The 25,720-nt window shown below is 34.9% G+C and carries 22 protein-coding genes and 1 tRNA gene; 9 read left to right on the top strand and 14 right to left on the bottom strand.

All coding sequences use genetic code 11. The annotated features are described in order from the left end of the window. Positions 1–123: 123 nt before the first annotated feature. Together MUB18_RS13325 and MUB18_RS13330 are read right to left on the bottom strand one after the other, a co-directional pair. A complete protein-coding gene (locus MUB18_RS13325) occupies positions 124–813 on the bottom strand; it encodes a LytR/AlgR family response regulator transcription factor (protein ID WP_248753401.1) in 690 nt (229 codons plus the stop codon). Beyond that, complete coding sequence (locus tag MUB18_RS13330; RefSeq protein ID WP_248753402.1) at positions 803–1,843, bottom strand: sensor histidine kinase; 1,041 nt, start codon at positions 1,841–1,843, stop codon at positions 803–805. Before MUB18_RS13330 ends, MUB18_RS13325 begins: the two co-directional genes overlap by 11 nt. A 148-nt stretch (positions 1,844–1,991) precedes the next feature. Between MUB18_RS13330 and MUB18_RS13335 the strand changes: the two genes are divergently transcribed. Together MUB18_RS13335 and MUB18_RS13340 are read left to right on the top strand one after the other, a co-directional pair. Continuing rightward, positions 1,992–2,384: a DUF1398 domain-containing protein gene (locus MUB18_RS13335; RefSeq protein WP_248753403.1), complete on the top strand. Its 393-nt coding sequence runs from the start codon at positions 1,992–1,994 to the stop codon at positions 2,382–2,384. A 621-nt stretch (positions 2,385–3,005) separates the two neighbouring features. Beyond that, entirely contained in the window at positions 3,006–4,421 is a 1,416-nt protein-coding gene (locus tag MUB18_RS13340; protein ID WP_248753404.1) for an MFS transporter, read from the top strand. Between the two features lie 233 nt (positions 4,422–4,654). On the opposite strand, the gene MUB18_RS13345 is transcribed toward MUB18_RS13340, so the two are convergent. Both MUB18_RS13345 and MUB18_RS13350 read right to left on the bottom strand, forming a co-directional pair. Next, a complete protein-coding gene (locus MUB18_RS13345; RefSeq protein ID WP_248753405.1) occupies positions 4,655–6,457 on the bottom strand; it encodes a serine hydrolase in 1,803 nt (600 codons plus the stop codon). A 205-nt stretch (positions 6,458–6,662) separates the two neighbouring features. After that, positions 6,663–7,130, bottom strand: a complete 468-nt coding sequence (locus MUB18_RS13350) for an Lrp/AsnC family transcriptional regulator (protein ID WP_094773410.1) — start codon at positions 7,128–7,130, stop codon at positions 6,663–6,665. An 86-nt stretch (positions 7,131–7,216) separates the two neighbouring features. Between MUB18_RS13350 and MUB18_RS13355 the strand changes: the two genes are divergently transcribed. Next, positions 7,217–8,659, top strand: coding sequence for an MFS transporter (locus MUB18_RS13355; protein WP_248753406.1), 1,443 nt, complete (start codon positions 7,217–7,219; stop codon positions 8,657–8,659). Between the two features lie 224 nt (positions 8,660–8,883). Here the strand turns inward: MUB18_RS13355 and MUB18_RS13360 are convergent. Then, positions 8,884–8,957, bottom strand: a tRNA-Ile gene (locus MUB18_RS13360). A gap of 300 nt (positions 8,958–9,257) precedes the next feature. On the opposite strand from MUB18_RS13360, the gene MUB18_RS13365 reads away from it, so the two are divergent. Further along, positions 9,258–10,511 (top strand): MFS transporter, encoded by a 1,254-nt coding sequence (locus MUB18_RS13365; RefSeq protein ID WP_248753407.1) that lies wholly within the window; start codon positions 9,258–9,260, stop codon positions 10,509–10,511. Between the two features lie 125 nt (positions 10,512–10,636). Here MUB18_RS13365 and MUB18_RS13370 read toward each other — a convergent pair whose 3' ends face one another. Continuing rightward, positions 10,637–11,398: a hypothetical protein gene (locus tag MUB18_RS13370; RefSeq protein WP_248753408.1), complete on the bottom strand. Its 762-nt coding sequence runs from the start codon at positions 11,396–11,398 to the stop codon at positions 10,637–10,639. A gap of 295 nt (positions 11,399–11,693) precedes the next feature. Here MUB18_RS13370 and MUB18_RS13375 point away from each other — a divergent pair, with 295 nt between their 5' ends. Further along, a complete protein-coding gene (locus MUB18_RS13375; RefSeq protein ID WP_248753409.1) occupies positions 11,694–13,499 on the top strand; it encodes a beta-lactamase family protein in 1,806 nt (601 codons plus the stop codon). Positions 13,500–13,863: 364 nt separating this feature from the next. Then, on the top strand, positions 13,864–14,721 hold the full coding sequence (locus MUB18_RS13380) for a bestrophin family protein (RefSeq protein ID WP_248753410.1): 858 nt from the start codon (positions 13,864–13,866) through the stop codon (positions 14,719–14,721). A 188-nt stretch (positions 14,722–14,909) separates the two neighbouring features. Here the strand turns inward: MUB18_RS13380 and MUB18_RS13385 are convergent, their stop codons facing one another. Together MUB18_RS13385 and MUB18_RS13390 are read right to left on the bottom strand one after the other, a co-directional pair. Next, the gene (locus MUB18_RS13385; protein ID WP_094773407.1) at positions 14,910–15,365 is read right to left on the bottom strand and encodes a GNAT family N-acetyltransferase; all 456 of its coding nucleotides are present in this window, start codon (positions 15,363–15,365) and stop codon (positions 14,910–14,912) included. A gap of 647 nt (positions 15,366–16,012) precedes the next feature. After that, positions 16,013–16,360 (bottom strand): hypothetical protein, encoded by a 348-nt coding sequence (locus MUB18_RS13390; protein WP_248753411.1) that lies wholly within the window; start codon positions 16,358–16,360, stop codon positions 16,013–16,015. 485 nt (positions 16,361–16,845) lie between these two features. On the opposite strand from MUB18_RS13390, the gene MUB18_RS13395 reads away from it, so the two are divergent. Next, positions 16,846–17,088, top strand: a complete 243-nt coding sequence (locus tag MUB18_RS13395) for a hypothetical protein (RefSeq protein ID WP_248753412.1) — start codon at positions 16,846–16,848, stop codon at positions 17,086–17,088. A 43-nt stretch (positions 17,089–17,131) separates the two neighbouring features. On the opposite strand, the gene MUB18_RS13400 is transcribed toward MUB18_RS13395, so the two are convergent. From MUB18_RS13400 to MUB18_RS13425, 6 genes are all read right to left on the bottom strand, one after another. Continuing rightward, entirely contained in the window at positions 17,132–17,860 is a 729-nt protein-coding gene (locus MUB18_RS13400) for an SDR family oxidoreductase (RefSeq protein ID WP_248753413.1), read from the bottom strand. A 456-nt stretch (positions 17,861–18,316) separates the two neighbouring features. Continuing rightward, on the bottom strand, positions 18,317–19,150 hold the full coding sequence (locus MUB18_RS13405; RefSeq protein ID WP_248753414.1) for an AraC family transcriptional regulator: 834 nt from the start codon (positions 19,148–19,150) through the stop codon (positions 18,317–18,319). Between the two features lie 221 nt (positions 19,151–19,371). After that, entirely contained in the window at positions 19,372–20,367 is a 996-nt protein-coding gene (locus MUB18_RS13410; RefSeq protein ID WP_248753415.1) for an SDR family NAD(P)-dependent oxidoreductase, read from the bottom strand. A 1,643-nt stretch (positions 20,368–22,010) separates the two neighbouring features. Next, positions 22,011–22,709 carry a CPBP family intramembrane glutamic endopeptidase gene (locus MUB18_RS13415; protein WP_248753416.1) on the bottom strand — a complete coding sequence of 233 codons (699 nt, stop codon included), beginning with the start codon at positions 22,707–22,709 and terminating at the stop codon, positions 22,011–22,013. 199 nt (positions 22,710–22,908) lie between these two features. Beyond that, positions 22,909–23,367, bottom strand: a complete 459-nt coding sequence (locus tag MUB18_RS13420) for a cyclic nucleotide-binding domain-containing protein (RefSeq protein ID WP_248753417.1) — start codon at positions 23,365–23,367, stop codon at positions 22,909–22,911. 90 nt (positions 23,368–23,457) lie between these two features. Continuing rightward, a complete protein-coding gene (locus tag MUB18_RS13425; RefSeq protein ID WP_248753418.1) occupies positions 23,458–23,667 on the bottom strand; it encodes a hypothetical protein in 210 nt (69 codons plus the stop codon). Between the two features lie 304 nt (positions 23,668–23,971). Here MUB18_RS13425 and MUB18_RS13430 point away from each other — a divergent pair, with 304 nt between their 5' ends. Then, on the top strand, positions 23,972–24,589 hold the full coding sequence (locus tag MUB18_RS13430; RefSeq protein WP_248753419.1) for an RNA polymerase sigma factor: 618 nt from the start codon (positions 23,972–23,974) through the stop codon (positions 24,587–24,589). 65 nt (positions 24,590–24,654) lie between these two features. Next, positions 24,655–25,629 carry a FecR family protein gene (locus MUB18_RS13435; RefSeq protein ID WP_248753420.1) on the top strand — a complete coding sequence of 325 codons (975 nt, stop codon included), beginning with the start codon at positions 24,655–24,657 and terminating at the stop codon, positions 25,627–25,629. Positions 25,630–25,720 lie beyond the last annotated feature (91 nt).

The raw sequence follows: 25,720 nt of genomic DNA on the forward strand, positions 1-25,720 counted from the left end.
AATGAAGTCCGATCTAAAGCAAATGTGACAAGGATTTTTAATCTACACAATCATCTGTAGACAAATCACGTAAATGTGTAGACCAATGGAGGTAGATTTAATTAAATTTAGGTATCGAAAGCTTTATCTCAGGTGAAAGCGCTCGATATTGCTGATATATTTTTTTCCGATAGGCAATGCTATTTCGGGGAGTGTAAGCTTTGTTTGGGTAACGTGTTCAATTCGACTTTTATTGATGATGAAAGAGTTGTGGATACGTAAAAAATCAGTTTCAGGCAGTATTTTTTCCATACCCCTCAGGTTACTGCGTGTAAGAAGAGGATTTGAACGACTTACCAGGTATATTTTGACATAATCTTTTAAGCCTTCTATATAACTGATCTCATGTAAAAAGATTTTTGTTTTTTTATATTCCACATTGACTACGATGTGATCTATTTTTGGTTTATCACGTCTCAACATAATTTCCTCCACTTTCCGAATCGCTGTCGTCAATCTTCCTTTTGAGATGGGTTTGAGTAGATAATCAACCGCATTGAGCTCAAATCCCTCTACAGCATAATCATGATAAGCTGTAGTGAAAATAAATAATGGTGGGGCGGGTAGTTCACGGATAAATTCTGTACCTAATTTTTCTGGCATCTGGATATCTAAAAAAATTAGATCTACAGGTTGATCTTTTAAAAAATCAGACACATCATTAGGAGCATTGAATTTCTGTAAAATCTCTATATTGTCAAAGCTTAATAAATCATCTTCCAAGATATTTAGGGCAAATGGCTCGTCATCGATCAGTATACATTTAATCTTCATCAGTAGTCAGTTTTAGTATAACTTCAAAATACCCTTGATCATTTTTATTAATGGAAAGTTGATGCTTATTGGGGTAGAGTAATTGTAGACGACGCTGTATATTGGCTAAACCAATACCTTCGTTTACACGAGGCTGGGTGTGCTGCAAAATTTTATTGCTTGATTTAAAAGCAATTCCGCCGGGTATTTTAATAAATTGAAATATGATGTCCGGTGTGTTTTTGCTATCCACTCCATATTTAAATGCATTTTCTACAAAATGAATAAAGAGCAAGGGTGGAATCATTCTATTTTTTAGATCGTTTTCAATTTCAAGCTGTATATTTCCTGCAACCGGAAGCCTTAGTGTTTGTAAAGCGATGAAATTTCGCATATGTTCAATTTCCTTGAAAAGTTCCACTTTTGGACCATCAACCTCATAAAGGATATAGCGCAATATTTCAGATAATTTAATGATGGTATCTTCTGAATCTGGAGATTGCTTACGGATCAGCCAACGAATATTATTTAGCGTATTGAATAGAAAATGGGGGCTGATCTGAAGTTTTAAAATGGTGAGTTCAGCTTTAGTTTTTTCCAATGCAATTTGCTTATTCAATTCTTTCTGCCTAGCCTGTTCTCCATAAAGAAAGATCATGGATGAAGTGATCATACAAAGTGAATATATAATCCCTGGACCGATTACCAGTCGTACAAATAGAATATTCTCTTTTGTAAAATGAGCTAACTCTCCATTGGGATTAAAATAAACAATTGCATAATTGAGAGCAACATATGCTAGAAAACCAAAAAGAATGATAGATACAAAGATTCTACGATGGCTAAAGAAATATTTTGGTGCAACATAGTAGCAGTGTAAATAAAAGCTAGTCGCCAAAAATAAAATATTAACGAAATGAGATATACCCGAATATGGTTTAAATTCGGCAATCTTGTCTGGTTGGTATAGGTAAGTAATAAATGGAAGAAACAATAGTATAGTCCAGATGACAATATGCAAATAGAACTTTTTGAAGAATCTACCAATCATAACATTATTTTAAGCCAGAAAATTCTCTGATATTTCAAAAATATAAAATTATTCAACATTATTTCGAAAATTCATGATAACATTTATATTCGTATCGTATTGTAAGTGAAAAATGTTTTAAAACTCTTTCATTAAAAATTAACGCAACATGTTTACATTAGAACAGATCAATGAAGCTCATGGTAAAGTTAAAACAGGAGCGGGGTTTCCCTATTTCATAAAAGTAATTAAAGCTTTAGGCGTTATGCGCTATGAAGCTTACATAAAAGATGGACATATTGATTATTATGGTATTCATAATCATATCGTAAAGGCTGGTGCAACATACGAACCACTAGTAATTGCCAACAATGTAAAAAAAGAAAAATTTAAGACCGAATTATTAGCGCATCAACAAGGTAAAACAGATTTTTTAACTTTTATTAAAATGTGTGCTCAGGTTGGGATTGATAAGTGGGTTATTTGTATGGATAAGATGACATGTACCTATTATGATCAAGCAGGCAATGAAATTTTGGTGGAGGATATTCCTCCTGTCTAAATACACTAACATGAGGTATACTCATGCTGAGTCAATTGATGAAGTCAATCTGCACCTTTAATTTCTTTATTTTACGTTATTTTTCTAAATAATTTCGTGTCGATTGTGGATCATTTTAATATAAATAGCATCATCAGGATAGAAGTACCTTTTCTTTTTTATAATTACTGATACAGACATTCCAATCTACAATACCCGTTTGTGCATTAAATTCTGCCATTATATTTCCATTACGTTGCGCGTTGTTATATGAAGCCAAAAGGTTCCAGATTTTTCCTGATAAGCGGGGCTGTCATTTTTTTTGGTTTTACTTCCTATCCAAAACATATGGCATTCGATAAAAAATCAATACGAAGCAAAAATGTGTTGTAAAGGCTGCACTTTTATTAAAGTAAAGTAAAACTATTGATTTGTTTGCATAATTCTCTTCATTATTTGTCAAATTTGTGATCAGGTTTATATTTACATCTGTTTTGTAGAGATATTACTTTTCTTGAAAATTTATCTTTACAATAATGATCTACAAGATATAGGATCTTAAAAGATCGCTTTATTTCTTATGTAAAATGTTTAGTATAATTACACGGTAAAGAAAAATACAATATCAACAATTAAATGAGTATGATGAACTTGAATGTACCTGCAAAGACCTCAGAGTCAGTAAAAAAAATACTTCCGATCATTCTTGCGACTTCAATATTTATGCAGATGCTCGATTCAACTATCCTCAATACTTCATTGCCAGCTATTGCCAAAGATCTGAATGAATCACCATTAAATATGCAGAATGCCATTATCAGTTATGTCCTTACTTTAGCTGTTTTTATGCCTGTAAGTGGATTTCTGTCAGATAAATTCGGTACAAAGCGTGTTTTTATTTTCTCTATCGTACTCTTCAGTGCTGGTTCCTTATTTTGTTCGCTTTCTCAAAATTTGATGCAACTCGTAATCGCACGGGTGGTACAGGGTATCGGTGGTAGTTTGATGACTCCAGTAGGCAAATTGGCCCTCATCAAAACTTTCCCAAAAAAAGAATTACTTAAAGCAATGAATTTTGCGATCATTCCAGCTTTGATAGGGCCTGTATTAGGTCCTTTGGTAGGTGGGTATATGGTCGATTATCTTTCTTGGCATTGGATCTTTCTAATTAATATACCAATTGGTCTAGTAGGTCTCCTGTTGAGTCTGCGATATATGCCCGATTACAGATCAAATATCATTAATTTTGATCTAAAGGGATTTCTTATCTTTGGTGCCGCATCATTACTACTTTCGATTTCCCTAGAATTATTTGGCAATACCGCTCACCTTACACCAGTTTTACTCGTGGCATTAAGTGGATTTTTTATGCTGTATTTTTACTATCGCCATGCGGAAAAAGATGATAATCCTATTTTTCCTTTAAATTTATTTCAAGTGAGAACTTTTCGGGTCGGGATTTTAGGCAATCTAGCTACAAGATTGGGGATTAGTTCTATTCCATTACTATTGCCCATGATGATTCAGATTGCTTACGGTCAGTCTGCAGTGACATCAGGTTGGATCGTGGCCCCAATGGCGTTAACAGCTATCTTTGGTAAATCTGTAGTAATTGGGATCTTAAATAAGTTCGGGTACAGAGCAACTCTGATGACCAATACATTTATTATTGGATTGCTGATCTGTTGTATGGCCATACCTGCAGTAAATTCGTCTATATATTGGTATGTACCTATTATAGCTACTCTTGGTTTTTTTAACTCTATTCAGTTTACATCGATGAATACCATTTCTATAGCCGATTTACGGCAGTACCACACCAGCAGTGGCAATTCATTGGTTTCTGTCAATCAACAATTGGCCGTTGGTTTTGGTATAGCATTTGGACTCATCGTATTGAAACTTTTTCAAGGTGATGTAAAATTGATTCATCATGAAATTCACAATGCCTTCAGATATACGTTTTTAGTAGTGGGAACTTTAACGATTTTATCGGGATTAATTTTTAGAAGATTGCATTTTAGAGATGGAGATAATATGAAGACCGAAGAGAAATAAAGGCCAGTAATCAAAACGGTATTTTTGGACCATCATGACACTTTTAGTTCTATTCATGATATCTCTTAAAAATTAAACAGGAGATATCTGACTGCCTATCAGATGTCTCCTGTTTAAATATCCTGTCATGAACTTGTCCCATAAATATAGAATAGGTGATCATTTGTGCTTTGCTTGTATAGCTGTAGTACTTGTTATAAAGAGTTTACATTTTATACAAAAGATCCCTCATGTTATTTTTTTCGAACAGCTTTAAAATTTCCGTTTGGCTGTTTGAATGTTAATGATACAGCTTTGTCATTGACCAGTTCAAATTGAAGGTTATATCCGGTTAATATATTAATTTTAAAAGTATGATTTCCAATAGCTGTAGTTTCATAATCTGTCTGTCCTGGAACAGAAGCGACCAGAATATTGCCCTTCAGGTATACCTTGATAAGAGTGCCTCCTAATATATATTCACCCACATACCGATCCATCACTTCTTTTGACAAATCGACTGCTTTGGGGCGGAAAGTAAAGAAAACAGATTTTCCGTCCATAGGTATTGTCAGACCTGCAATCTTTCCATCATTACCAAAGCTGAAATTGAATTTAAATTCACTATAAGCAGTATCAATTACTCCTTTTTTGTCGATATCTCTAGCCTCGAAGACATCATAATGAAAATGCTTCAGGAAAACATGTTCTTTTCCAAATTTTGAAAATAGTGAATCGCCTTTATGATAAACCTGAATTATTCCTGCAATAGGATTATCATAAAAACCGACATAACTGTCTACTTGGTGAGAGGGACTGGTATTTAAGATTTGTTCTTTTTCTGCTGTCAGGTTTTTATTTTCCTTTTTCTTAGCTGCTTCTTTTTTCTTATTCTGCTCAGCATTCCAATCTATCGGATTGATTTTTAAAATACGATCGGCAATGGTATTACTGATGATCGCTGGTACGGGTGAATTGCTTTGATTGCTCAGTACGACAATACCGAGTTTATCTGATGGAAAAAAGGATACACTTGCAGAAAAGCCATCAATATTGCCACCATGCTCTACTTTATAATGTCCACGGTAAGAGCTGATCATCCATCCTAAACCATAGCTGGCCGAATAAATATCCTTATGCTCTTTCGGTAAACCGCCCGCTATTACCATTTGTGCAGAAGCGGCTTGTTCTATGTAAGACGATGGTAAAATATCGTTACCCATATAAGATCCTCCACTAGTCCACATTTGCAACCAATGTGCCATATCATTTACACTGCTATTAATTGACCCAGCAGGCCCCATGCCCGATATATCATAATAATCCACCCTATCGATCAGGCTATCGTTTTTTAAGGTGTAAGGCAGCGAAGCATCCGAATCTTTTTGCATATCGTAGATACTGGTATTTGAACGTGTCATGGCTAATGGTATAAATAGCTTTTCTTTTATATTTTGCTCCCAAGTTTTTCCAGTTATTTTTTCAGCAATCATACCCTGAAGAAGAAACATATAATTATTGTACTGCCATTTTTCTCTAAGTCCCACATTAGGTTCCATGTACTTGATTCGTTGCATTAAACTATCTCGATTTGGCGTATTAAAGAGATACCACGAATAATCATATCTGGAAAGTCCCGTACGATGGGTCATCAGATCACGAACGGTTATTTTATTATTCATATCATCATTAATAAAACGCAAGTCCGGTAGATAGCTTGTTGCCTTGCCATCCAAAGATAGCTGACCGTCTTTTTCTAGTAAACCAAGTAGGGCACAAGTAAATGCTTTCGAGCTTGAGCCTATGGCAAAAAGTGTATTGGGTGTTACGGGCTTCTGTTCTTCAAAGTCCCGATAACCAAATCCCTTACTATAAATGACTTTATTTCCCTCAGTGATGGCTACAGCAAAGCCAGCAACTTTTTGATCATGTAATACTTGGTTTAATACAAGATCTAAATCTATAAGTCTTTTATCAAGCTTAACCTTTTCTTGTTGAGCAAATGTCGAAATGCTGATTAAAGAAAGGGAAAGATAGATAATCGTTCTTTTCATCATATTAAAATTTGTTTTGTTTTAATGGCCTTATTTTTATAACAATCAAACTTATATGCCTATATATAAGAATTTTTGTTAAATCAATGATACGATATAATTATAATCTTTACAAGAAAAAAATTATTGTATTGCAATATGATATGGCTTGTGATTATTATTCATTTGTTAGTGCCTTTAATAGTTGGTTAATATGTTATGCGGATGTTTAATAGATGATCTGGGAACTTTCTTTAATACTGTTCATGACGAAAATACTTTTTGTTTGTCCAATGCCCTCTATCTCAGAAAGCTGATTTACAAAAAAATCATGGAATTCATCCATATTCGGTGCTAGAATTTTTAACATAAAATCAAAGTCACCACTGATATTATAAAATTCCACTACTTCATTCAATTTGCTCACTTCTTCAATAAATTTAGATGCGGTCTTTTTGTTATGTGCATTTAAAGCGATCATACATATTACCATCATTCCTTTATCCACTTTTTTACGATCTAAAACAGCCGTATATCCTTTTATGATCCCCAATTTTTCCATACGCTTGATTCGCTCATGAGTAGGTGTTGAGCTTAGGTTAATTCGGCCAGATAGATCGCGGACACTAAGCTTAGCATCTTTTTGTAATAAACGTAGAATAGCGAGATCCTTTTCATCAAGTGTATAATTTTCCATTTGTTCTTTTATGAGATTCAATATTAATATTTAAAGTGTAAATGTTCTTTATTTTGTTTTGATTATGATGTATTGTTCCAAATTTAATGAATAGTTTTATTTTTTGTCCCAATAATTTTAATTTTGCAGGCAATTTGAATGATATGGGAACAAGGAGAAATATAATATTAATACTAGCATCGATAGGAACTTTTGTTGAAGCTTTGGACATTGCCATTATTAACTTAACTATTCCCTCCATTCAACAACAGTTTCATATTGGTGCAGATAAGGTTCAGTGGTTACAGACCTTATATGTTTTATTTTTTGGAGGCTTTTTGATTATTGGAGGTAAACTATCTGATGAGATTGGGCGTAAAAAATTATTTCTTTTAGGCGGGTTGATTTTTATGTTCTCCTCATTAGGCGCAGGACTCTCTCCCAGCTTTGAGGCGCTTGCCCTATTTCGTGCTTTACAGGGGCTTGGGGCCGCACTTATTATGCCAGCATCCTTGTCAATTGTCACCAATACTTTTACTGAAAATCAAGAAAGAAATCGTGCATTAGGAGTTTTTAGTTCATTTGCAGCGATAGGGTCTGGAAGTGGATTGTCGATAGGAGGGATCATCAGCACCTACCTGAGCTGGCACTGGGTTTTCCTGATTAATGTTCCCATTCTTTTCATCACGTTAATATTAGCATATCATTACCTGCCATCAGATGAAAAAAATAAAAATGTTCAGAAAACAGACGCTATTTCTGGATTACTATTGGTTTTAGGCTTATTAAGCCTGACCTATGGTACACATGAGCTTATCCATATCCATGAACATACCCTATTGGTAGTTGGGTCACTTGCATTGGCCGCATTTATATTAAGCACTGTATTTTATCGTTTAAAAACAGTGTCCCAACCCCTAATCAACCTCGAGCTATTTAAATATAGATCACTGGTGGCTTCCAATCTTGCATTCTTTACTTTAGGAGCATTTTTCATAGGATTTTTATTTTTAATATCCTTGATGCTACAGAAAGATATGCATCATAGCGCTGCTTCAGCAGGTATCATGTTGGTACCTTTTAGTATCATGTCTGCACTAGTTGCTAAATTTATACTGCCCACTATTTGTCGAAAATTTTATCCTGCACAGATGGGTATCTTAGGATGGTCTTTTATGTTAACAGGTGCCATATCTTTACTATTATCCATCTACTTTGGTCATCCGCTACAGATTGTTTTATTCGGCGCTGCATGTATTTCTGGAATTGGAATGACCATTTGTTTTACCAGTTTATCTATTTTAGGTATTCGTGATGTGGATTCCGTTCATTATGGTGTAGCTTCAAGTTTAACCAGTACGAGCTACTTTTTGGGAGCTGGAATCGGTCTTTCATTTATGACCCTAATGAGTCAGCTTTTTCCTTCAAAATTAGCCGTGGATCATTTAAGCTTAACTATTTTGGCCTGTTATGCTGTGATTGCTATGGGCATTTTGAGGTATTTGATCATTAAAGAATTAAAAGCTGAGAAAACTCAAGTTGCTATTTAAATGGAGTTACAGAAATGGAGTAAAAACTATGCCTAGCATCCTGTACAGTCTATTTTTATCAAACAAATAGAATACTGTCTTGGAGATAAGGGTATCCATTTTATCTTAAACTATGATCATGATCGTTTAAATATTTAAAAAGGAATGATTCAAGTGGAGTGCCTATTGTGTTGTAAATCATATAAATAAAAAAATCCTCATTTAGAAATGAGGATTTTAAGCCGTGCTCCCAACTGGGCTCGAACCAGTGACCAAAAGATTATGAGTCTTCTACTCTAACCAACTGAGCTATAGGAGCGGTATGTAGCCTTTTTGATGGCTCTGGTGCAAAGATAATAAATTCAAATTTATTATAAAACAATAATTGATAAAAGGTTAAAATAGTAAGTGTCGTTTATGTTATCATTTCAATTTTAACTTTCAATCCTTCATTTTTTATCATATCAAAATAGGGAAGGAGTGTCCAAAAATATTTTTTTCAGCGTTCTTGGATAGACCCATAGTGAGATCAAAGTGTCAAAGAAAATCTATAAATTCAGATCGCTTTAAAGATATTGCACATTAAAATTTTTACCTTTACAAACGTAAAAATCATAAAATGGAACAAAATAAATCAATGTCGGCCACCAGATTGTTTATTCTTGCGTGGGTATTTGGACTTATATTCTATTTTTTAGATTATGTGATACGTTCTTCTCCAGCAGTTATGCTACCTCAATTAGCCGAACAGTTTAAGGTAACTCCTGTTACTCTTGTTACGATAATAGGCACTTATTATTATACCTACTCTACGGTTAGTTTACTTGCAGGTTTGGCGCTCGACAAGTTCGGAGCTAAATATTCTTTATTTATCGGAACTTTTATCTTAGGACTAGGCTGTTTACTTTTTGTACTCTCTCATTCATTTTCAGGTAATGCAGGTCGTTTATTGCAAGGTGCAGGTTGTGCATTTGCCTTTCCGGGATGTGTCTACTTAGCTTCAAAAGGATTTTCTGCAAAATCATTGGCAACAGCCATCGGCTTTACACAATGTATAGGCATGCTTGGAGGCTCTGCTGGACAGTTCATTGTTGGTCCATGGATTGAACAGGGCTTGAAGATTAATCATTTTTGGCTCATAACTGGTCTAATCACGATTGTAGTTGCTTTTGGGCTTTTACTCGTCATACCTAAAAACGCTGATCAAGTTCAACCGGTTAATCAAGATAGTTCAAAAGGGATTTTATGGCCATATAAAGTTGTTTTTTCTAATCCGCAGTCTTGGCTGTGTGGTATAATATCAGGGTTATTATTTGCGCCTACTACAATATTTGCCATGACTTGGGGTGTTGCTTTCTTTCAACAAGATAGAGATTTTAGTTTTCACACCGCAACTATAGCCAGTGCGATGGTCCCCATGGGGTGGGTATTAGGCTGCCCTCTGCTGGGGTATATAACGGATCGAATTGGTGCACGTAAACCTGTATTAATGGCAGGTGCAACAATGATGATCTTAGCTATCTGCCAGGTCATTTTTATGCCAGATCTGTTATCGGCATATACCACTAATTTTATATTTGGAGTTGCTTCTGGTGCTGCCATGATCCCTTACTCGGTCATTAAAGAATCTAACCCAGATGAAGTTAAAGGTAGCGCTACAGGGGCGATCAACTTTATTACTTTTGGAGTTACCACATTGTTGAACCCCATTTTTAGTAAATTTTTTGGACAAACTTTATCTCAAGAAGCTGATAAATCTACACATTTTCAACTGACAGGATTATTTTGGATTGCCGGTATAGGACTTGCCATTATTTTAATGTTCTTTTTAAAAGAAACAGGACAAAAAAAAGTAAATAAATCGATTTCATAAGATCGATCCACTTTTCATAATGAAGTTATAGCGTTATCCATTCATCTGTATTTTTAAAGATTTTAAATGGCTAGTTTTTAGTTATTTAAATTGAGTAGGGGTAATAAGCTCCTTTGATAGATGTTCTATTCTATTTTTTTTATGATGTTTTCTAAATGGTCAACCACTAGGTTAATTATGATTTTGTTGCCCGGATAAAATCTTTCCATCTCCGCTTGAAGGTCTTTGTAGGATTGCAATGCCTGATCGTCATTTGCCGTTCCAGCAACAACCGAAATAGAAATCACATAGGTACTATTTATTTTTTCAGCATACACATACTTCGTTACTTCCTCATCAAAGAAAGTTGTTTGGGTCAGGATGTCTGCCAGTTTATCAACATCATGATTAGTCAGGTTTTCACTGTCAAAAACAATTTCATGTTTCATAACACCATACGTATTAACTGTTTCAGTTGTTCCTGACCGATCCGTAACAAATATGACAGAAAATAGTATGATCAAGGTGACTATAAGACCAATTATTCCAACGCAAATTATACGTCCCCAACTGAAAACCTCTCCACCTGTCGCGATATAGTTTTCAATATTTTTACGCTGAAAATAGTTTAGTAAACCAGCAGCAATAGTGGTATAAATGATAGGAATTATTTGATTTGGAATTTTGATATGTTCTGGAATTAAGAATATACCACCACAAATTATAATGGTCGTAAGAATGGCGTAAATCCAAGTTTTTTTAGCTTTACCGTATTCTCCAAACACTTTAAAATTTTCTGCGATAAAGTAACCTGCAACTAAGGGACCACCTAAAAATGTTCCAACCCAAATTGCTTTATCTTTATAAATTTTTTTACTTCCATTCTGGATTTCAAGTGTTTGTTCCATATTATTGATTAAAGGTGCATTCACACGCTGTTTTTGGTATTAAATGTAATATTTTCACCTTAAGTATACAAATTCACCTTCACATTTCCTCCGTTCACCGAGTTTTTCCTTGCGTTAGTCTAAATGTTATGGTTATCGGTTTATTTTTATCCTACTTTTAAATCAACAAATAGGGCAGCGGCTTCGGAGTTTCAGTTGTTGGATTTTGAGCATAGCTGGAAATGCTTATGATAACTTCATCAAAGATGAATAGCAAAATGTTATGTTTTAATTATCAACCTAAATTTAGAAGATCATGAAGATTATAAAACCTCTCCATATTACATTTATTTTCGCCACGTTGGTGACAACTGTTTTTGCACAGACCAGCAAGGAGCTGCAAGAAGAGATTACAAAAGTAGAATCCGGCCTAATACCACCAGTCCGGTTTGAGGGCGAATCTTCATGGGATATCGTTTCTCGGATGAAGTTTTATGATGTTCCCGGTGTAAGTATAGCTGTTATCAAAAATTCCAAAGTCATCTGGAGTAAAACATACGGATACGCCGATCTTGAATCTAAGACTGCAGTGAGCGCTAATACCTTGTTTCAAGTAGCTTCGATGAGCAAACCAGTAAGCGCTTATGCTGCTTTAAAGGAAGTAGAACTTGGTAGGCTAGATCCTGAAATGGATGTGAACACATATTTGATATCTTGGAAAGTTCCCGATAATGAATGGACAAAAACGAAAAAAGTCACGCTTAAAAATATGCTGAGCCATACTGCTGGATTCACTGTAAGCGGATTTCCCGGTTATACAATAAAAGATCCAATTCCCACAGCAGTTCAAGTATTGAATGGCGAAAAACCCTCTAATACGCCTATGGTTTTTGTTGATAAAATTCCTAGTACTAATTTTCGATATTCAGGAGGTGGATATACCGTGATGCAGCAAATGCTTGTGGATATTGAACAGAAGGACTTTACAACCATAATGCGTGAAAAAGTGCTCTTACCTCTTCATATGAAAAACAGTACTTTTGCACAACCACTTCCACCATCTATTGCTCAGTTTGCAGCAACAGCCTACAGCGCAGACGGAAAACGAGTGGAAGGTAGATATCATATCTATCCGGAGCAGGCTGCTGCAGGTTTGTGGTCTACTGCAGAAGATTATGCCAAATTTGTCATTGATATTCAAAATACATTGAGCGGCAAAAGCAATGTCATTATTTCCAAAAAGACGGCTGAGCAATTTACTAGTCCTTTCATACAATCATTTATAGGCTTAGGCATTTTTCTTGAAAATTATGACGGCGAGATGTATGTTTCCCATGGTGGCTGGAATGAAGGGTTCAGTAGCAGTTTTATTGGTAGTAAAACAAGTGGTGACGGAGTTGTAGTGCTTACGAATACCAACAAGCCTCTGTTTATCAATGAACTCGTCCGTTCCGTTGCTTTAACATACAGTTGGCCTAATTATATGGCACCTGCTCATAAAATTTTACCTTTAACCCAACAAGATCTAAATTCCTATTTAGGAAGATACAAGTATGATCAGTATGGGTTTATCAAAGTATATAAAGAAAATGGTAAACTGATGGCTGTTCAGAACTTAAATGATCCTACAGAACTGATTAAAGTTGGAGAAAATACATTCGCGATGCGCGACTGGAATTTTAAGGTGAGTTTTGTACAAGATACCATCTCAGGAAAGAAAGAACTCATACAGACGTTGGCTGATCAAACTATCCGGTCTAAAAATCCAAAATTAGTTAAAGATGAAATTGTACCCCTGGAATTAATTTTAGAAGGTCATTTTGAAAAGGCTTTACAAGCTTATCAAAGAGCAAAAAAAGAGGATAGTAATCATGAACAACTTTCAGAAGGGTTTCTGAATAGTATGGGATATGTACTGCTCCATCGGAATAAGACTGATCAAGCTATTGATCTTTTTAGAGTCAATACACACTTATATCCCAATAGTGAAAATGCATATGACAGCTTGGGAGAAGCTTATTTAAAAGCCGGTAATAAAAATAAAGCAAAGCAGAGTTATCAACAGTTAATTAAAATCAATCCTAAAAACGAACGTGCTACTCAGGTTTTACAAACGCTATAATAAAAAAAAACAAAAAATATAGCAACTCATGTGATGACTCTCAGTGAAGAAATATAAAAGATATGTGGATGTACCATTCATGGACATTTTTTGGACTTGAAAAACCTTTTGTAAGACACTTTGCAGTCGCTATTCGATACTATTGATAAATAAAAGTTTAGCGATATTTTATCCATGATTTTTTGAATAAGCAAAAAGTAAGAATTTATTCAGCAGCTCGCTACTGTATAGGACTACTGCCTTACGATAACGAGTAAACAAGTCTCTACAAATTCAAAAAAAATAGAAATATGAGAAACAGATGCCAAGAATCATTGTTTATCATAATATGATACTAAACTCGTCTAAGATTCCCTTACGTTATATGTTTAACAAAGTAAAAAAGGAAATCACTTTGGTCGCCATTATTGGCTTAATCTTTAATGCCTTTACTTATGTATTGGAAGATAGGCTTCCCGATATGCCATTGGGGGTTCCTGCATTTTTAGGAACAGCGATATCGGTTTTATTATCTTTCAAAATGAGTCAATCCTATGAACGATGGTGGGAAGCCCGAAAGATCTGGGGCGCTATTGTCAACGATTCTCGGTCACTTGTCATCCAGTTACAGGGCTATCTTGATGCCGAATATGCAAGCGTTATAAAGGAAATAGCATACAAGCAGATTGCTTGGTGTTATGCATTAGGGGATTCTCTTCGCGGTCTCAATCCTCTTGCTAGACCATTGGAACTGACACAGGATGAAATCGATTTACTTCAACACCATAAAAATGTGCCATTGGCAATCACCCAATTACAGGCACTCACGATCAAGAAATTATCAGAGAAGCAAGCTATGCACGAGTTTTACCGTGTTCAGTTGGATCAGACCTTAGTGCGTCTGGTAGATGCTATGGGTAGGGCCGAACGTATCAACACTACTGTTTTCCCAGTTACTTACCGGCTTTTCCTGCACGGAGCGATATATCTTTTTTTAATCACTTTATCGATAGCCATACAGGATGTAAGTCCGATTTTCGAGATTCCACTATTAGTTCTTATCGCAGCCTTGTTTTTCCTTGCTGATAAGACAGCATATAATCTTCAGGATCCCTTTCGTAATCGACAAAGTGACACACCAGTAACCGCCATAGCCCGGAACATCGAGATCAATATTAAGCAATTGCTTGGAGAAGAAGATATTCCAGAGCCATTGAAACCAAAGACATTTTTTATTCTCTAGTTTTTTTGGTAGAAAAGCAGTTTATTATCAGTATATTAAAGAAAGGGTTAGGAATTACAATTGTTTAGTTGAAGGTGAGTTTAATCAGTGAAAAAGATATCTTTGAATCCTACATGATCATAAATCTGAGCAACTCCCATTATATAAAGATAAGTAATGGGAGTTGTTATTTCATTTATTGTATTGATTTATAATTTAACTTTTATCTGATAAATTCTAGTTTCCTCTTCCCAGGGATGGTATCCCTGACCAATATAGTCAAATCCTAATTTTTCATAGTATCCGATATGGTCCGTGCAGAGATTTAAATAGGTAAAACCAAAATTTCTTGTATCTGTTTTTGCTCGATCAATGATTAGGTTGCCATAATTGTGGCCCCTATATTTTTCATCAATAAATAGTGCGCAAAGCCATGGATATAAATCCATTCGGCTAATGAAATCGTTTGTAATCAATCCTGCACAACCGATTATTTCATTTTCTTTCTCTAACAAATACCATTGAGGTAATGGTTGTTCTGCGTCTATACAATTTGTTATGCAATCTTCATAAATAATTGGTAATACTTCAGACCAACTGTTTTGTAAGTATTGTATGGCTTTCTCCTTATATTCTGGATTTTCTCTAACAGAAATTACGTTCATTTGTTTGATTTTTATGATAAACAAAGAGTAGCATAGCTATCCTTTAATATGCTCTATTGATGTTGTTCGTTCGATAATTTTACGAGGATACTATTTATATTGTAGAACTAGAAAAGATTTCTATTTAATTATCAGTTTTTTTAATATTTCTTCCTTTAAGGCTCCGTTTAAATAAGACCCTATTTCTATTCAATAGATCATTATAGTGGGGCAAGTTTAATTATATTTTCCGTTAAAAAAAAGAAATCAATTGTAGAGAATTGCAGTAATGAACGAATTTCAGTAAGTGTCAGTTCAATTGTTTGACTTCGATTTTAATTAGAGAGTTAATACATTGAACATTAAAAAGGACTGTAAATACCACTTATCAGCAAATTATCGATATCAAACATATTGCTTCTTACGAAAGTATAGAAAGCATATATAATATGCGTTATTTTACAGGAAGACTATATGTCGCTTATAGCCGGATCTGAAGATAGTACAAGAAAACAGTTAGAGATAATTCAGGAGCAATACGGTATCGAAATTCGTAAATTTATTACCTATTCAACTAACTTCGTCAAATGGATCATCATCTTCCTACTTTTGTATGAAAAAACTAGGAAGATGATATTATAAATCCAATTTTGTTGATGCAAAATGATCTAATGCCAATCAAAGTAGCAGTGTTTACACTGTCTTGCTAGCGGAGTTCTTGCCAACTTGCCACATTTTGGGCAATTGTTAAAAGTAATTTGTGAATGATGGTGAGCCAAGATACGTTCGGCAGTATTTTTATAAAATTTTTCCGATCCATCACGGATGAGTGATAAAGCTATACGATCTTTAGTAAGCCAACCAGTTTTAAGGTAGATCTTCTTCATTTTATCCAAATCCTTATTTCCTTCAAGTTTCAATAATGAATGTATATGCTTATAAGCTAATTTCTCATGTGGAGACATCAGATGAAGATAATGGGTAATTACATAGTTTTGAGTATCTTGATCTATCATAATTTTAAACATCAATTACCATCTAGTGTGGAGGTTATTATATTATAATTAATAGTTAGCAGGTTGATTGAAAAAACACCATTACATTTTTTGTTGTTTCCTTTCGATTGGATCCTACGCATTTTCAATGATTTGTCATTGGTAATAGCGATAGTTAAATAATGAATATAAAAAAAGGAAATAAGTTCTTTTTTTATTTGACAAATACATTTATCTAAAATCATATGATAGGCTTCTATATGGTCTGTAAATATAATAAGGAATAATTAATAATCCGCAAACATCTCCAAATAAAACAAGCTAAAAATAATAGTAATTATATGCTAATATAGTTAGTTTTATTATCTATCTTTGAATATTGAATAAGGATGAACACTATATAAGATAATCGGTTGCTCAATATTCTTACGTGTTCATCCTGTTCAATATTGGATTAAAACAGGGGAAGTTCTATAATTAATCTATTAATTTTAAAAGCTAAACAGATGAATTTAAAGCAAATACAACAAGAATATATCACTAAACATCCTACAGCTGTAAAAGTAAATACTAAAGGAAAAGCTCAGTTATCCTTTCAACAGGTTGCTGGCATCCGTGAGTCCGCTTTTAGTATTTCCAAGCTATTTACCATTAGCGAAGGCGAGCAGGTGATTAGACAAGGTTTTGCTCGTTGGCCAGATATGATAGCAGGAGAGTTGGAGTTACTCAACAAGAGATTGGTGGATTAGTAATTAATTCACCTTCTTTGAACCTTTCTTAGGCGTGCATTTGTTATAAATTAAAATCATTCATAGCCGGCATATTGATTTCCTTTACACAACTAGCATTAGAAGTTGATATGATAAATTTCAATGCATTAATCACATCTTGTAAAGGAATTAGGTTTCCATCAGTTTTTTCTATTACAGTTTCTATACTTTCACCATTGTCAAATTCGGTTGCTAAATAACCTAAGTTTAATATGGAAACCCCAATTTTATACTCACGAAGATTCTCTCTCAATGAATGTACTATACCTCTTAATGCGAACTTAGTCGCGGCAAAAGTTACTTCTTTTCCATTATTGTTATCTAGTCCCCAAGTTGAGCCAATTAGAATTATTTTGGCGTTGTCAGATTGTTTTAAATTTTCAATTACTGATTTAATATTCAAAATACAGGATGTGATATTTGTATTTATCAAAGTAGATATTTCTGATTCAGAATTTTCTTCAAAACTATAGCTTTCTGTAAAAGCATTACTTTCCCATATTCCAACATTATAAATGAAGTAATCTACTTTTTTATCCCCTACATTCGCTTTTATAATCTCTGACGATTTTTTTGGGTTTGACAGGTCCGTGCTAATCCACTTGATATTCATTTTTTCGTGTAAATAGTCTGGTTTACTTCTTGAAATTCCCAATACTTCATCATTTTCATTGGGTAAGCATTTAGTAATTGCTTTTCCCAGACCTTTACTTATTCCAAATATTAAATAAGTTTTTATTTCCGCTTTCAAATTCTTCTACTTTTAAGGATGATCTCCGTCTTGTCGCACCATTGTATTCAGATGTACTTGGCAGTGCGGACGGTTTTGACTAAAATACAAAATTTAAATATAAGAGCTTCACTTGAAAATTTGCATAACTGGATCCAATTGAATTATCTTTTTTCAATTGCACATCTACCGATGAAATGTAGAGTATCATTAGAGGAGATTCGTATTAACTTAAATAAAATTTATGGCTCAGATTATAATAGATCACCAGCAAATCCAGTATAATTCTTAATAGAACATTTATCAAACTTACCTGAACCTGGGGGAGCGATAACGTGTAAATGTCCATCAGTTAAATGATTGTCTAATTCGTCAAGCACACGTTGTTGGTATTTTCTCCAACTGTATTTAAATTTTATGTCTTTAGGATATTCTGTCCATGTATCGGTAAGTTTTTAAAAGCCGTAGTATGAAATATTATTGTCCAACGTTATCTGTCCTAAGTTTGTTCAGTAATTCAGTTGGCGCATAGCCATAGTGTTTTTTAAAGGCGTATGAAAAGTGCGACAGGTTCTCAAAGCCTGTTTCATAACAGACATCAATGGGACGTTTCTGTTTTTCCGTAAATTGGTAATGCGCCAGTTCTAGCCTTTTTTGAGTGAGCCAGCGTTGTGGCGTTGTATGGAACGCTTTGCTGAAGTCTCTTTTAAATGTCGTCAGGCTTCTTCCGGTCAGGTAACCGAATTTTGCAAGAGGAAGGTTAAACATAAAGTTTTTCTCCATATATCCGGTCAGATCAATTTTTCCAGGTTCTTCAAAATTAGCCAGTATATGGTCTATGCTTTTATCAATTACCCTTAGAATACTAATGGCTTCTGTTATTTTTAATGTTGCAATATGTTCTGGTAGTTCTTTGATATCAAAATACGGAATCAGGGAAGACAAACAACTTTCCAATAAAGGATCATTGCTAAAATGATAAATTTTAGGCGACTCTAATGTTTTGGAAACTACATCCAGATGGGCATAAAAATCCCTTAATCTTGCAGTGGTCAGATGCATCACGACTGTCTTATGTGGTTTCCCGTCTATTGGATAATTGATGATGGTGGCTAACTGGTTTCTAGGAATAAGGAAAATATCGCCACCTTTAAACACATAATTGGCATCCGCTTGGACTATTTTTGTCTCACCTGAAATGAACCAGATCAACATGTGGTGCTCAAATAAAATGTCCGATTTAAAAAACTTATCCTCGTAACAAGAAAGCTTGAGATCATCCGTTATGTATTTTGCTTCGTATTCCATCATCGTTTCTTATTGATTTTCCTAAGGGAAAAGATTACCTTAAAAATAAAAAATATAATTAATTTTTTTTGTAAAAGGCGGTATAAATTTTTGTTGATAGTAATAGACAGATGGTGTTCTACCGTTCTTTTAAAATTTTCTACCGCCTTACGATTATATTGATTATCTCCAGCTAAATGACAACGATCTTATCTTCTAGCGCCTTCATATCTTTTACTTCGGTTTTAAATTATAGGAAAAGTGATACCGCTGGTTTCTTCACTCCATTTCCATAGTTGTTTGGCATTATCCTCATCCAGAGCGTATTGTTTTACTCCCGAAGATATTCCGCTGTCGGATGCCAGCGTGGCAATATCTGCATCTTCACAGTACACGCCTCCTATATTATCGAGCAACGACGTAGTCGCACACCATACTGTAGTTGCCGCCCCCTGCGGGATGGTTTTGAGTGAAGCCAATACCTCGGGAAGCATATTTCCCTTTTCATCCATAAAACCCATTTTTATAAACAGGTCCAATGGAGCTTCCCTTCCAAGTTCTGTCCCAGCTATAGAACCCGGATGCAGGCTATATGCTCGTACATTGAATGCTCTAGCTCGGTTATCTAGTTCTAGAGCAAATAAGTTGCTTGCAGTCTTTGATTGACCATAGGCCTGTAATGTTTCGTATTCACGGTTTTGAAAATTTGGATCATTGAAATCGAAGGTTCCAAAATGGTGACCGTGCGAAGATACATTAATGACTCTAGCACCATTTGCTTGTTTCAAAACAGGCCACAGTTTTGATGTTAACTGGAATTGGGCAAGATAATTAGTAACCAGCTGCGATTCGATAGCACGGCTATCGTAGCGAAGTGGTACCCACATAATTCCCGCATTGTTGATCAATAGGTGAAGCGGTCTGCCTGACGCTATAAATTTATCTGCAAATGCATAAATGGAAGAGGTATCCATTAAATCCATCTGCTCTATTTCCACTTGGTCAATTCCTTTTAGATTCTGTTTTGCTTTTTCGATATCTCTTGCCGGTACAATAACGGTCGCCCCTGCAAGTGACAATGTCTTGGTCGTTTCTAGACCAATACCAGTGTTACCACCTGTTACGATTGCTATTTTTCCTGTCAGGTCTATACCTTTAATCACGTCTGTTGCTGTTGATTTTGCATTGAAGCCAGAGCCTATTGGTTTTTGTAGTGCTCCCTGATAATTGTATTGTTCCATTTTTTATAATTTTATTTGTTATTGTTGAAACAAATATAGATGGATGATTAAAAGCTAGGTTTGTTCAAACGTCCGAAGTCACTTTGCTTAAAGGTCCACTGTTATTTTTTAGTAGCTTATGCGGAGTTGTATGTTTTTTGTATAACTGCAATCCGGAGCCAGCTCTGTGAAGTTTGCTTCGAAGATCTCTTCGGGATTTTTCAGTGTGCCCTCTCGCAATTATGAGAATAAATTACATGCACTACATAAAAGCCTAATGGACTATTTAAAGCAAAATACCCATAGCCACCGGGCAGACGCTGTTATAGACTTCAGCGTCAATATTGACGAACTCTCGGGCAAAGAAACCCACGATCGTTTATGATCACCGCTATCACCGTTTAAGTCTTTTTTTGTTAAGACTTAACATCAACTCCTCTGCAGAAATTACTGTAGTGTTATTCTATAATATTATCATAACAGTTGTACTAGGAATTGTTTTGAATTTTTTAATTTGGTTATTTTATTTTGTTAATTAGTTGATTATGTGTATATTCATATAACCTTTCATAAAATATGCACACGCAGAACTGCTGTGCTGCGAAGCCTCCCAACCTGGAGGCTTCGCTGTATAGTGTCCTCGTAACTGCTAATGAGGAAGAATGCAAATTTTTTCTTGTGTTGTTTCATAACCTTGTTTTTATTGGACAGATCGAAAGAAATTTTTGCCTTGGACGTTTATTATTCTTTTACTTAAGATGACTTTGACCGATTTCATCCGACCTGCTATAACAAAGTTCAATAGCATTTTTTGTTATTTTTTGGGATTTGTAGCCCTATATTTTGTGAATTTATACCCAATAATTTGGGTATTTGAGCCCTAATTATTGGATAGAAGCTACTTTTTTCTACCGTTTTCCTACTCTTCTTCTGACTTTCTTCTGACCAACTTCTACCTTTTCTTTAGTGCGCTTCGACTGGGCTTCGAGGCTCCTTCGATACAACAGCATGAAAAGTCGAAGCCGACTCGAAGCGCACTCGAAGCCGACTCGAAGCGAGCTGGGCAATAGGTAGGAGTTAGTATGGTGTTGACTGCCGATTGTGATGGAACGATCTATACTAACATCCATTTTTTTGCTTTCTTTTGCCTTGTTCGGTCGGATGTAGGTCAATAACATGATGCCGATCGGTTTCAAGTCGGTCATTCTTCTTTTAACTATTGATGATTGTTTTGTTGTGTAGTATGTTTGTTATGTCAATTGATAGTTTCTTTCTATAGACCTCAGAGATGAGGAGAAAGATCATGGAGTGAGTACAAGCTTTGGACAAGCTTAAGGCTTTGATTAACACATTTTGGAAAAAGATTAGGTGGGGCACTTTGTTCCCTCTATGCGAGCTTTTCTTTTGGAGATTTGATACAAACTGCTTTGATGGCTGTAGTCGGGACGCTCGTGAGGTATGTGACGAGCTGATTGTTGGGCAAAATAAAGTCAAAAATGAAATAAGGTTCTATTGTAATAGGTTAAAATCAATAAAGGAGATACCCCGTATCTATCTCCTTTGATATTTCGGATTATGAATCAGGATGCTCTGCTTTAAATTTTAATAAATCAAAGCTTTCCCAATTGATTTTACTTTAATGTTGATATATTTTACAATAGGACTTAGTTATATCCTACACCAATAGCTTTTTCTTTATTTTGCTGTTTTTTTCTAATGATTAGCGCAATTACCCAAATTGATATCAAGCAAAGTATTAATAAGACTTTAATAGTGTTCATGTCTGGAAAAAAGTTATTAAGGGAGTGAAACGCAGATACTGCCAATAGAGAATATGTCTGATTGGCAACTTTTCCGATCCCCCAACTTCCAAGAATTAAAATCACAAAAAATAATAGATTTGAGCTTGTGAAATCAAAGTTTAAGTGCCAAACGAACCACAATATGGCTACTATGAAAATATTTAAAATCTCCGGTAATGGCTTAAGCTGTTGCTGCAAAAAACCTCTCCATCCGATCTCTTCTAAGAGACCATAGATTAAAATTGCGGTAATGGCTTCAAATGATATTGTTCCTTTAGTACCATACTCGACACCTAGAATCAGTACAATAGGTAATGTCCAATATAAAAGAAATGGGGTAAGTATATGACCATAGTTTCCCTTTAATGTCAGAATCGGTTTTATTTTAAATACGGCAAATACCGTTATTGCAGCAATAGTTGGCGATATACCTTGCAGGATAATTTTAATGAAACCGCTTGGTAGATTGCTTAATAAATCAGTTTTATTGGTCAGATAGCGAAGGGCAATTGCGATGATAAAAAACGTCAGAATAGCAAGATAATTAACTTTATTTTTCATGTTTAAAGGCTTTGTTTAGTACCCAAAAATAGAAAGATGATTTCGTTAAAAACTTGACGAAAGTTAAGAAAGTACATTATATGTTCTTTTTTCTAATTCTACTTAAACTTTCTGCAGCAATGCCTAGATAGGAACAGATGATTTTTAGAGGCGTTCTCTGAAAAACTTCTGGACGATCTTGTATTAACTTCAAATACCTTTATGTAGGAGATCGTGTAAGTAGATTTATTTGCTCAGATTGCTTCCTGATAAACATGGCATCAGAAATGGCTTTACCAATAAGTAACCCTGTGCTGGATCTGGTGTATAATGCATGGAGATCGTTGTAGCTGATCGACCATACGTGTGATTCTTCTAAAGCTTGTGTTTTTATAACAGTTGGAGACTGGGTCAGAAATGAGAGATAGTCACTGAATAATTGTTCTTCGTAATAAAGGTTAATGCATACGTCTTTTTCATCTGCCAAAACAAAGTGAGCAACTGAACCACGGATTAAAATGTTAATATATTTTTCTTGTTTGTGGTAATCCTTAATTAATTCATTTTTTTTAAATGTGCGAACATGCAGATATTTTGCAAATGCTGTCCAAAGGTTGATATCCGCTTTGTAAAATGGATCAAATATTTCTTTTACTCGTTGAGGTGTTGGCTGTTCCATCAATAGTTTTTGGCTTATACGGTATTATTAAATGAATAATAGCATCATCTTAATTCCTTTCGTTGCTGACGATCATATTTTTATACTCCTCTAATTTAAGGCTTCGCAAGTATGACCTAGTTTTTCAAGGCAGATGCTGCTGCTGTTATTGGCAATTACTACATTTTTGATCCTCAAGATATTGTCACAGTCATCAAGATCGAAATTGATTTTATAGCCTGGATTTTCTTTGGATAGAATGACAGATTGAAGTTCTGATTCAATTTTGTTTGTTACATTTGTTTTGAATATCTGTACCATAAAAGTTGGAACGTTTTGTATAAGCAAATCTATAAATTCATTTCACATTTTGGATGTAAAAAAGTATTGACACGGACAAAACTGAACTTGAAGTTTAGATTGTACAATAATGGGTATAAGGGTTTCGAGCCGTAAATTTTGATTAAGCTGCCATAGTAATCGTCTCCAGTAGTATCTTAGCAGTACCTTAATAAATACGAATAATACGATCTTTTTATCGACCCTTAAATACGATCTGAATGAATAACAAGGTTGATGATTAATTAATATTAGCGTAATATCCTCAAGCTATCTTTGTCGGGTCATGTCTACCCAAATTAAGAAGGAAATCCTTTATTTATCTCGATTCAAGAACGGAGATCCGCGTGCATTTACTTTTTTCTTTGATACTTATTGGGCAGAGCTATATATACTGGCTTATCGGCATGTGCAGGATGAAGCAATTTCGAAAGATATCGTTCAGGAAGTATTTATTCAGATCTGGGAAAAACGCCACCTGCTTAAGGAAGATTACGAATCGTTAAAACCTTATTTTTTTAAGGCAATCAAGAATAAGATTCTAAATCACTATGCGACTGAAAAAGTACGAGAAAACCATATGGAAAAGATGTTATACCGTATGGACAAATTTACTTTTTTAAACGATCATACAACAGCACAGTATCAAGGCTTAGAAAATATAGTAGATCTTGCTGTATCGAGGTTGCCCAAAACAATGCAGGAGGTATATCTTTTGAGAAATGACAATTATTCGATCCAGCAGATTGCTCAAAAACTCAATATTGCCGAGCAGACGGTAAAAAATCATCTGTCTGAGGCAAAGAAAATACTGAAACAGGATCTGACAAAGCGTTTTGCTGACCATGATGATATCTTTTTAGTTTTAGCGAGTGCTTATCTATTTCATCATTTCTTAACATAAAGAAAATAGTTTATTAAAGTACTTTGAGCCTCTTCACCTGTAATAAGTAAAACAATAGGATACAAGTGAAGGTACAACAGTTTAAAAATATCATACAACGTTATCTCGATGGCAAGCTGTCTGAGGAGGAAAAAAAGAACGTAGATAGTTGGTATGATGAAGTGTCTTCTGATCAAGAAGATATTTTTAGAGATCGGCAGCATAAATCGGAAGTAAAGCAGGCGATATTTGCTGCATTTCCTCCAGCCATACAAGCTGCTAAAAAACAGATTCGTATCGTACGATTGCGTTGGATTTCCGTCGCAGCTTCGATGTTGATATTAGGTGCTTCGGGTTTGTTCATCTACCAAAATTTACCACGAATTATTCAAGGGAATACTGCTGCTTCAATTTCTTTAAAAGAGCTGTCGACCTATCCTGGTGAACAACGGGAATTACTACTTCCAGATCATTCTAACATCACGCTGAATGGAAATACCCGGATTCGATATCATGAGCAGGGGTATCTGAAAAACCGAAAAATTTATCTGGAAAAAGGAGAGGCCTTTTTTGAGGTGCAACGCGATACTTTACATCCATTTTCAATCGAAACGGCAGCATTGACCATCGATGTGCTCGGTACTTCTTTTAATGTAAATCACTCAGAAAAATCAAAAAACATCACCATAGATGTTAAAACGGGACGTGTACGCGTTGCTAACAAATTAAACGCCTCGGTACACGTGCTATTAGCAGGTCAGAGTTTGCAATATGAAAAAGATCTTGGAAGCTATAAACGGTATGATACTAATCCAGATTACGCCAATATCTGGACACGTGGAGGTATTTTAATCTCTGGAGCTAATTTTCAGAAACTACAGGAACTGATTTACAATCGGTATGGCTTGATCTTACGCAGTGACGGTTTAGATACTGCCAATTTTAGCTATTCGCTGCTTTTACCCCACGTCAAATCGGTCGATCAGCTGCTTCATATGATCTGTAATATTCACCAAATTAAATTTAGGAGGGAAGGCAATGATATAATACTACATCAATAAACTTATAAAAAGTAAAAGAATGGGAAACGGGGAAGTTTTTCCATAGTAAAGTGCTCATCTGGCAAACCGCAAAATCAACCAGTGAGCACCC

Source organism: Sphingobacterium sp. PCS056 (assembly GCF_023273895.1).
Classification (GTDB): domain Bacteria; phylum Bacteroidota; class Bacteroidia; order Sphingobacteriales; family Sphingobacteriaceae; genus Sphingobacterium.

What these genes read in the sequence shown, in the direction of transcription:
- MUB18_RS13325 (WP_248753401.1), bottom strand. Translation starts at nt 813, where the DNA reads ATGAAGATTAAATGTATACTGATCGATGACGAGCCATTTGCCCTAAAT.
- MUB18_RS13330 (WP_248753402.1), bottom strand. Translation starts at nt 1,843, where the DNA reads ATGATTGGTAGATTCTTCAAAAAGTTCTATTTGCATATTGTCATCTGG.
- MUB18_RS13335 (WP_248753403.1), top strand. Translation starts at nt 1,992, where the DNA reads ATGTTTACATTAGAACAGATCAATGAAGCTCATGGTAAAGTTAAAACA.
- MUB18_RS13340 (WP_248753404.1), top strand. Translation starts at nt 3,006, where the DNA reads ATGATGAACTTGAATGTACCTGCAAAGACCTCAGAGTCAGTAAAAAAA.
- MUB18_RS13345 (WP_248753405.1), bottom strand. Translation starts at nt 6,457, where the DNA reads ATGATGAAAAGAACGATTATCTATCTTTCCCTTTCTTTAATCAGCATT.
- MUB18_RS13350 (WP_094773410.1), bottom strand. Translation starts at nt 7,130, where the DNA reads ATGGAAAATTATACACTTGATGAAAAGGATCTCGCTATTCTACGTTTA.
- MUB18_RS13355 (WP_248753406.1), top strand. Translation starts at nt 7,217, where the DNA reads ATGAATAGTTTTATTTTTTGTCCCAATAATTTTAATTTTGCAGGCAAT.
- MUB18_RS13365 (WP_248753407.1), top strand. Translation starts at nt 9,258, where the DNA reads ATGGAACAAAATAAATCAATGTCGGCCACCAGATTGTTTATTCTTGCG.
- MUB18_RS13370 (WP_248753408.1), bottom strand. Translation starts at nt 11,398, where the DNA reads ATGGAACAAACACTTGAAATCCAGAATGGAAGTAAAAAAATTTATAAA.
- MUB18_RS13375 (WP_248753409.1), top strand. Translation starts at nt 11,694, where the DNA reads ATGAAGATTATAAAACCTCTCCATATTACATTTATTTTCGCCACGTTG.
- MUB18_RS13380 (WP_248753410.1), top strand. Translation starts at nt 13,864, where the DNA reads ATGTTTAACAAAGTAAAAAAGGAAATCACTTTGGTCGCCATTATTGGC.
- MUB18_RS13385 (WP_094773407.1), bottom strand. Translation starts at nt 15,365, where the DNA reads ATGAACGTAATTTCTGTTAGAGAAAATCCAGAATATAAGGAGAAAGCC.
- MUB18_RS13390 (WP_248753411.1), bottom strand. Translation starts at nt 16,360, where the DNA reads ATGATAGATCAAGATACTCAAAACTATGTAATTACCCATTATCTTCAT.
- MUB18_RS13395 (WP_248753412.1), top strand. Translation starts at nt 16,846, where the DNA reads ATGAATTTAAAGCAAATACAACAAGAATATATCACTAAACATCCTACA.
- MUB18_RS13405 (WP_248753414.1), bottom strand. Translation starts at nt 19,150, where the DNA reads ATGATGGAATACGAAGCAAAATACATAACGGATGATCTCAAGCTTTCT.
- MUB18_RS13410 (WP_248753415.1), bottom strand. Translation starts at nt 20,367, where the DNA reads ATGGAACAATACAATTATCAGGGAGCACTACAAAAACCAATAGGCTCT.
- MUB18_RS13415 (WP_248753416.1), bottom strand. Translation starts at nt 22,709, where the DNA reads ATGAAAAATAAAGTTAATTATCTTGCTATTCTGACGTTTTTTATCATC.
- MUB18_RS13420 (WP_248753417.1), bottom strand. Translation starts at nt 23,367, where the DNA reads ATGGAACAGCCAACACCTCAACGAGTAAAAGAAATATTTGATCCATTT.
- MUB18_RS13425 (WP_248753418.1), bottom strand. Translation starts at nt 23,667, where the DNA reads ATGGTACAGATATTCAAAACAAATGTAACAAACAAAATTGAATCAGAA.
- MUB18_RS13430 (WP_248753419.1), top strand. Translation starts at nt 23,972, where the DNA reads ATGTCTACCCAAATTAAGAAGGAAATCCTTTATTTATCTCGATTCAAG.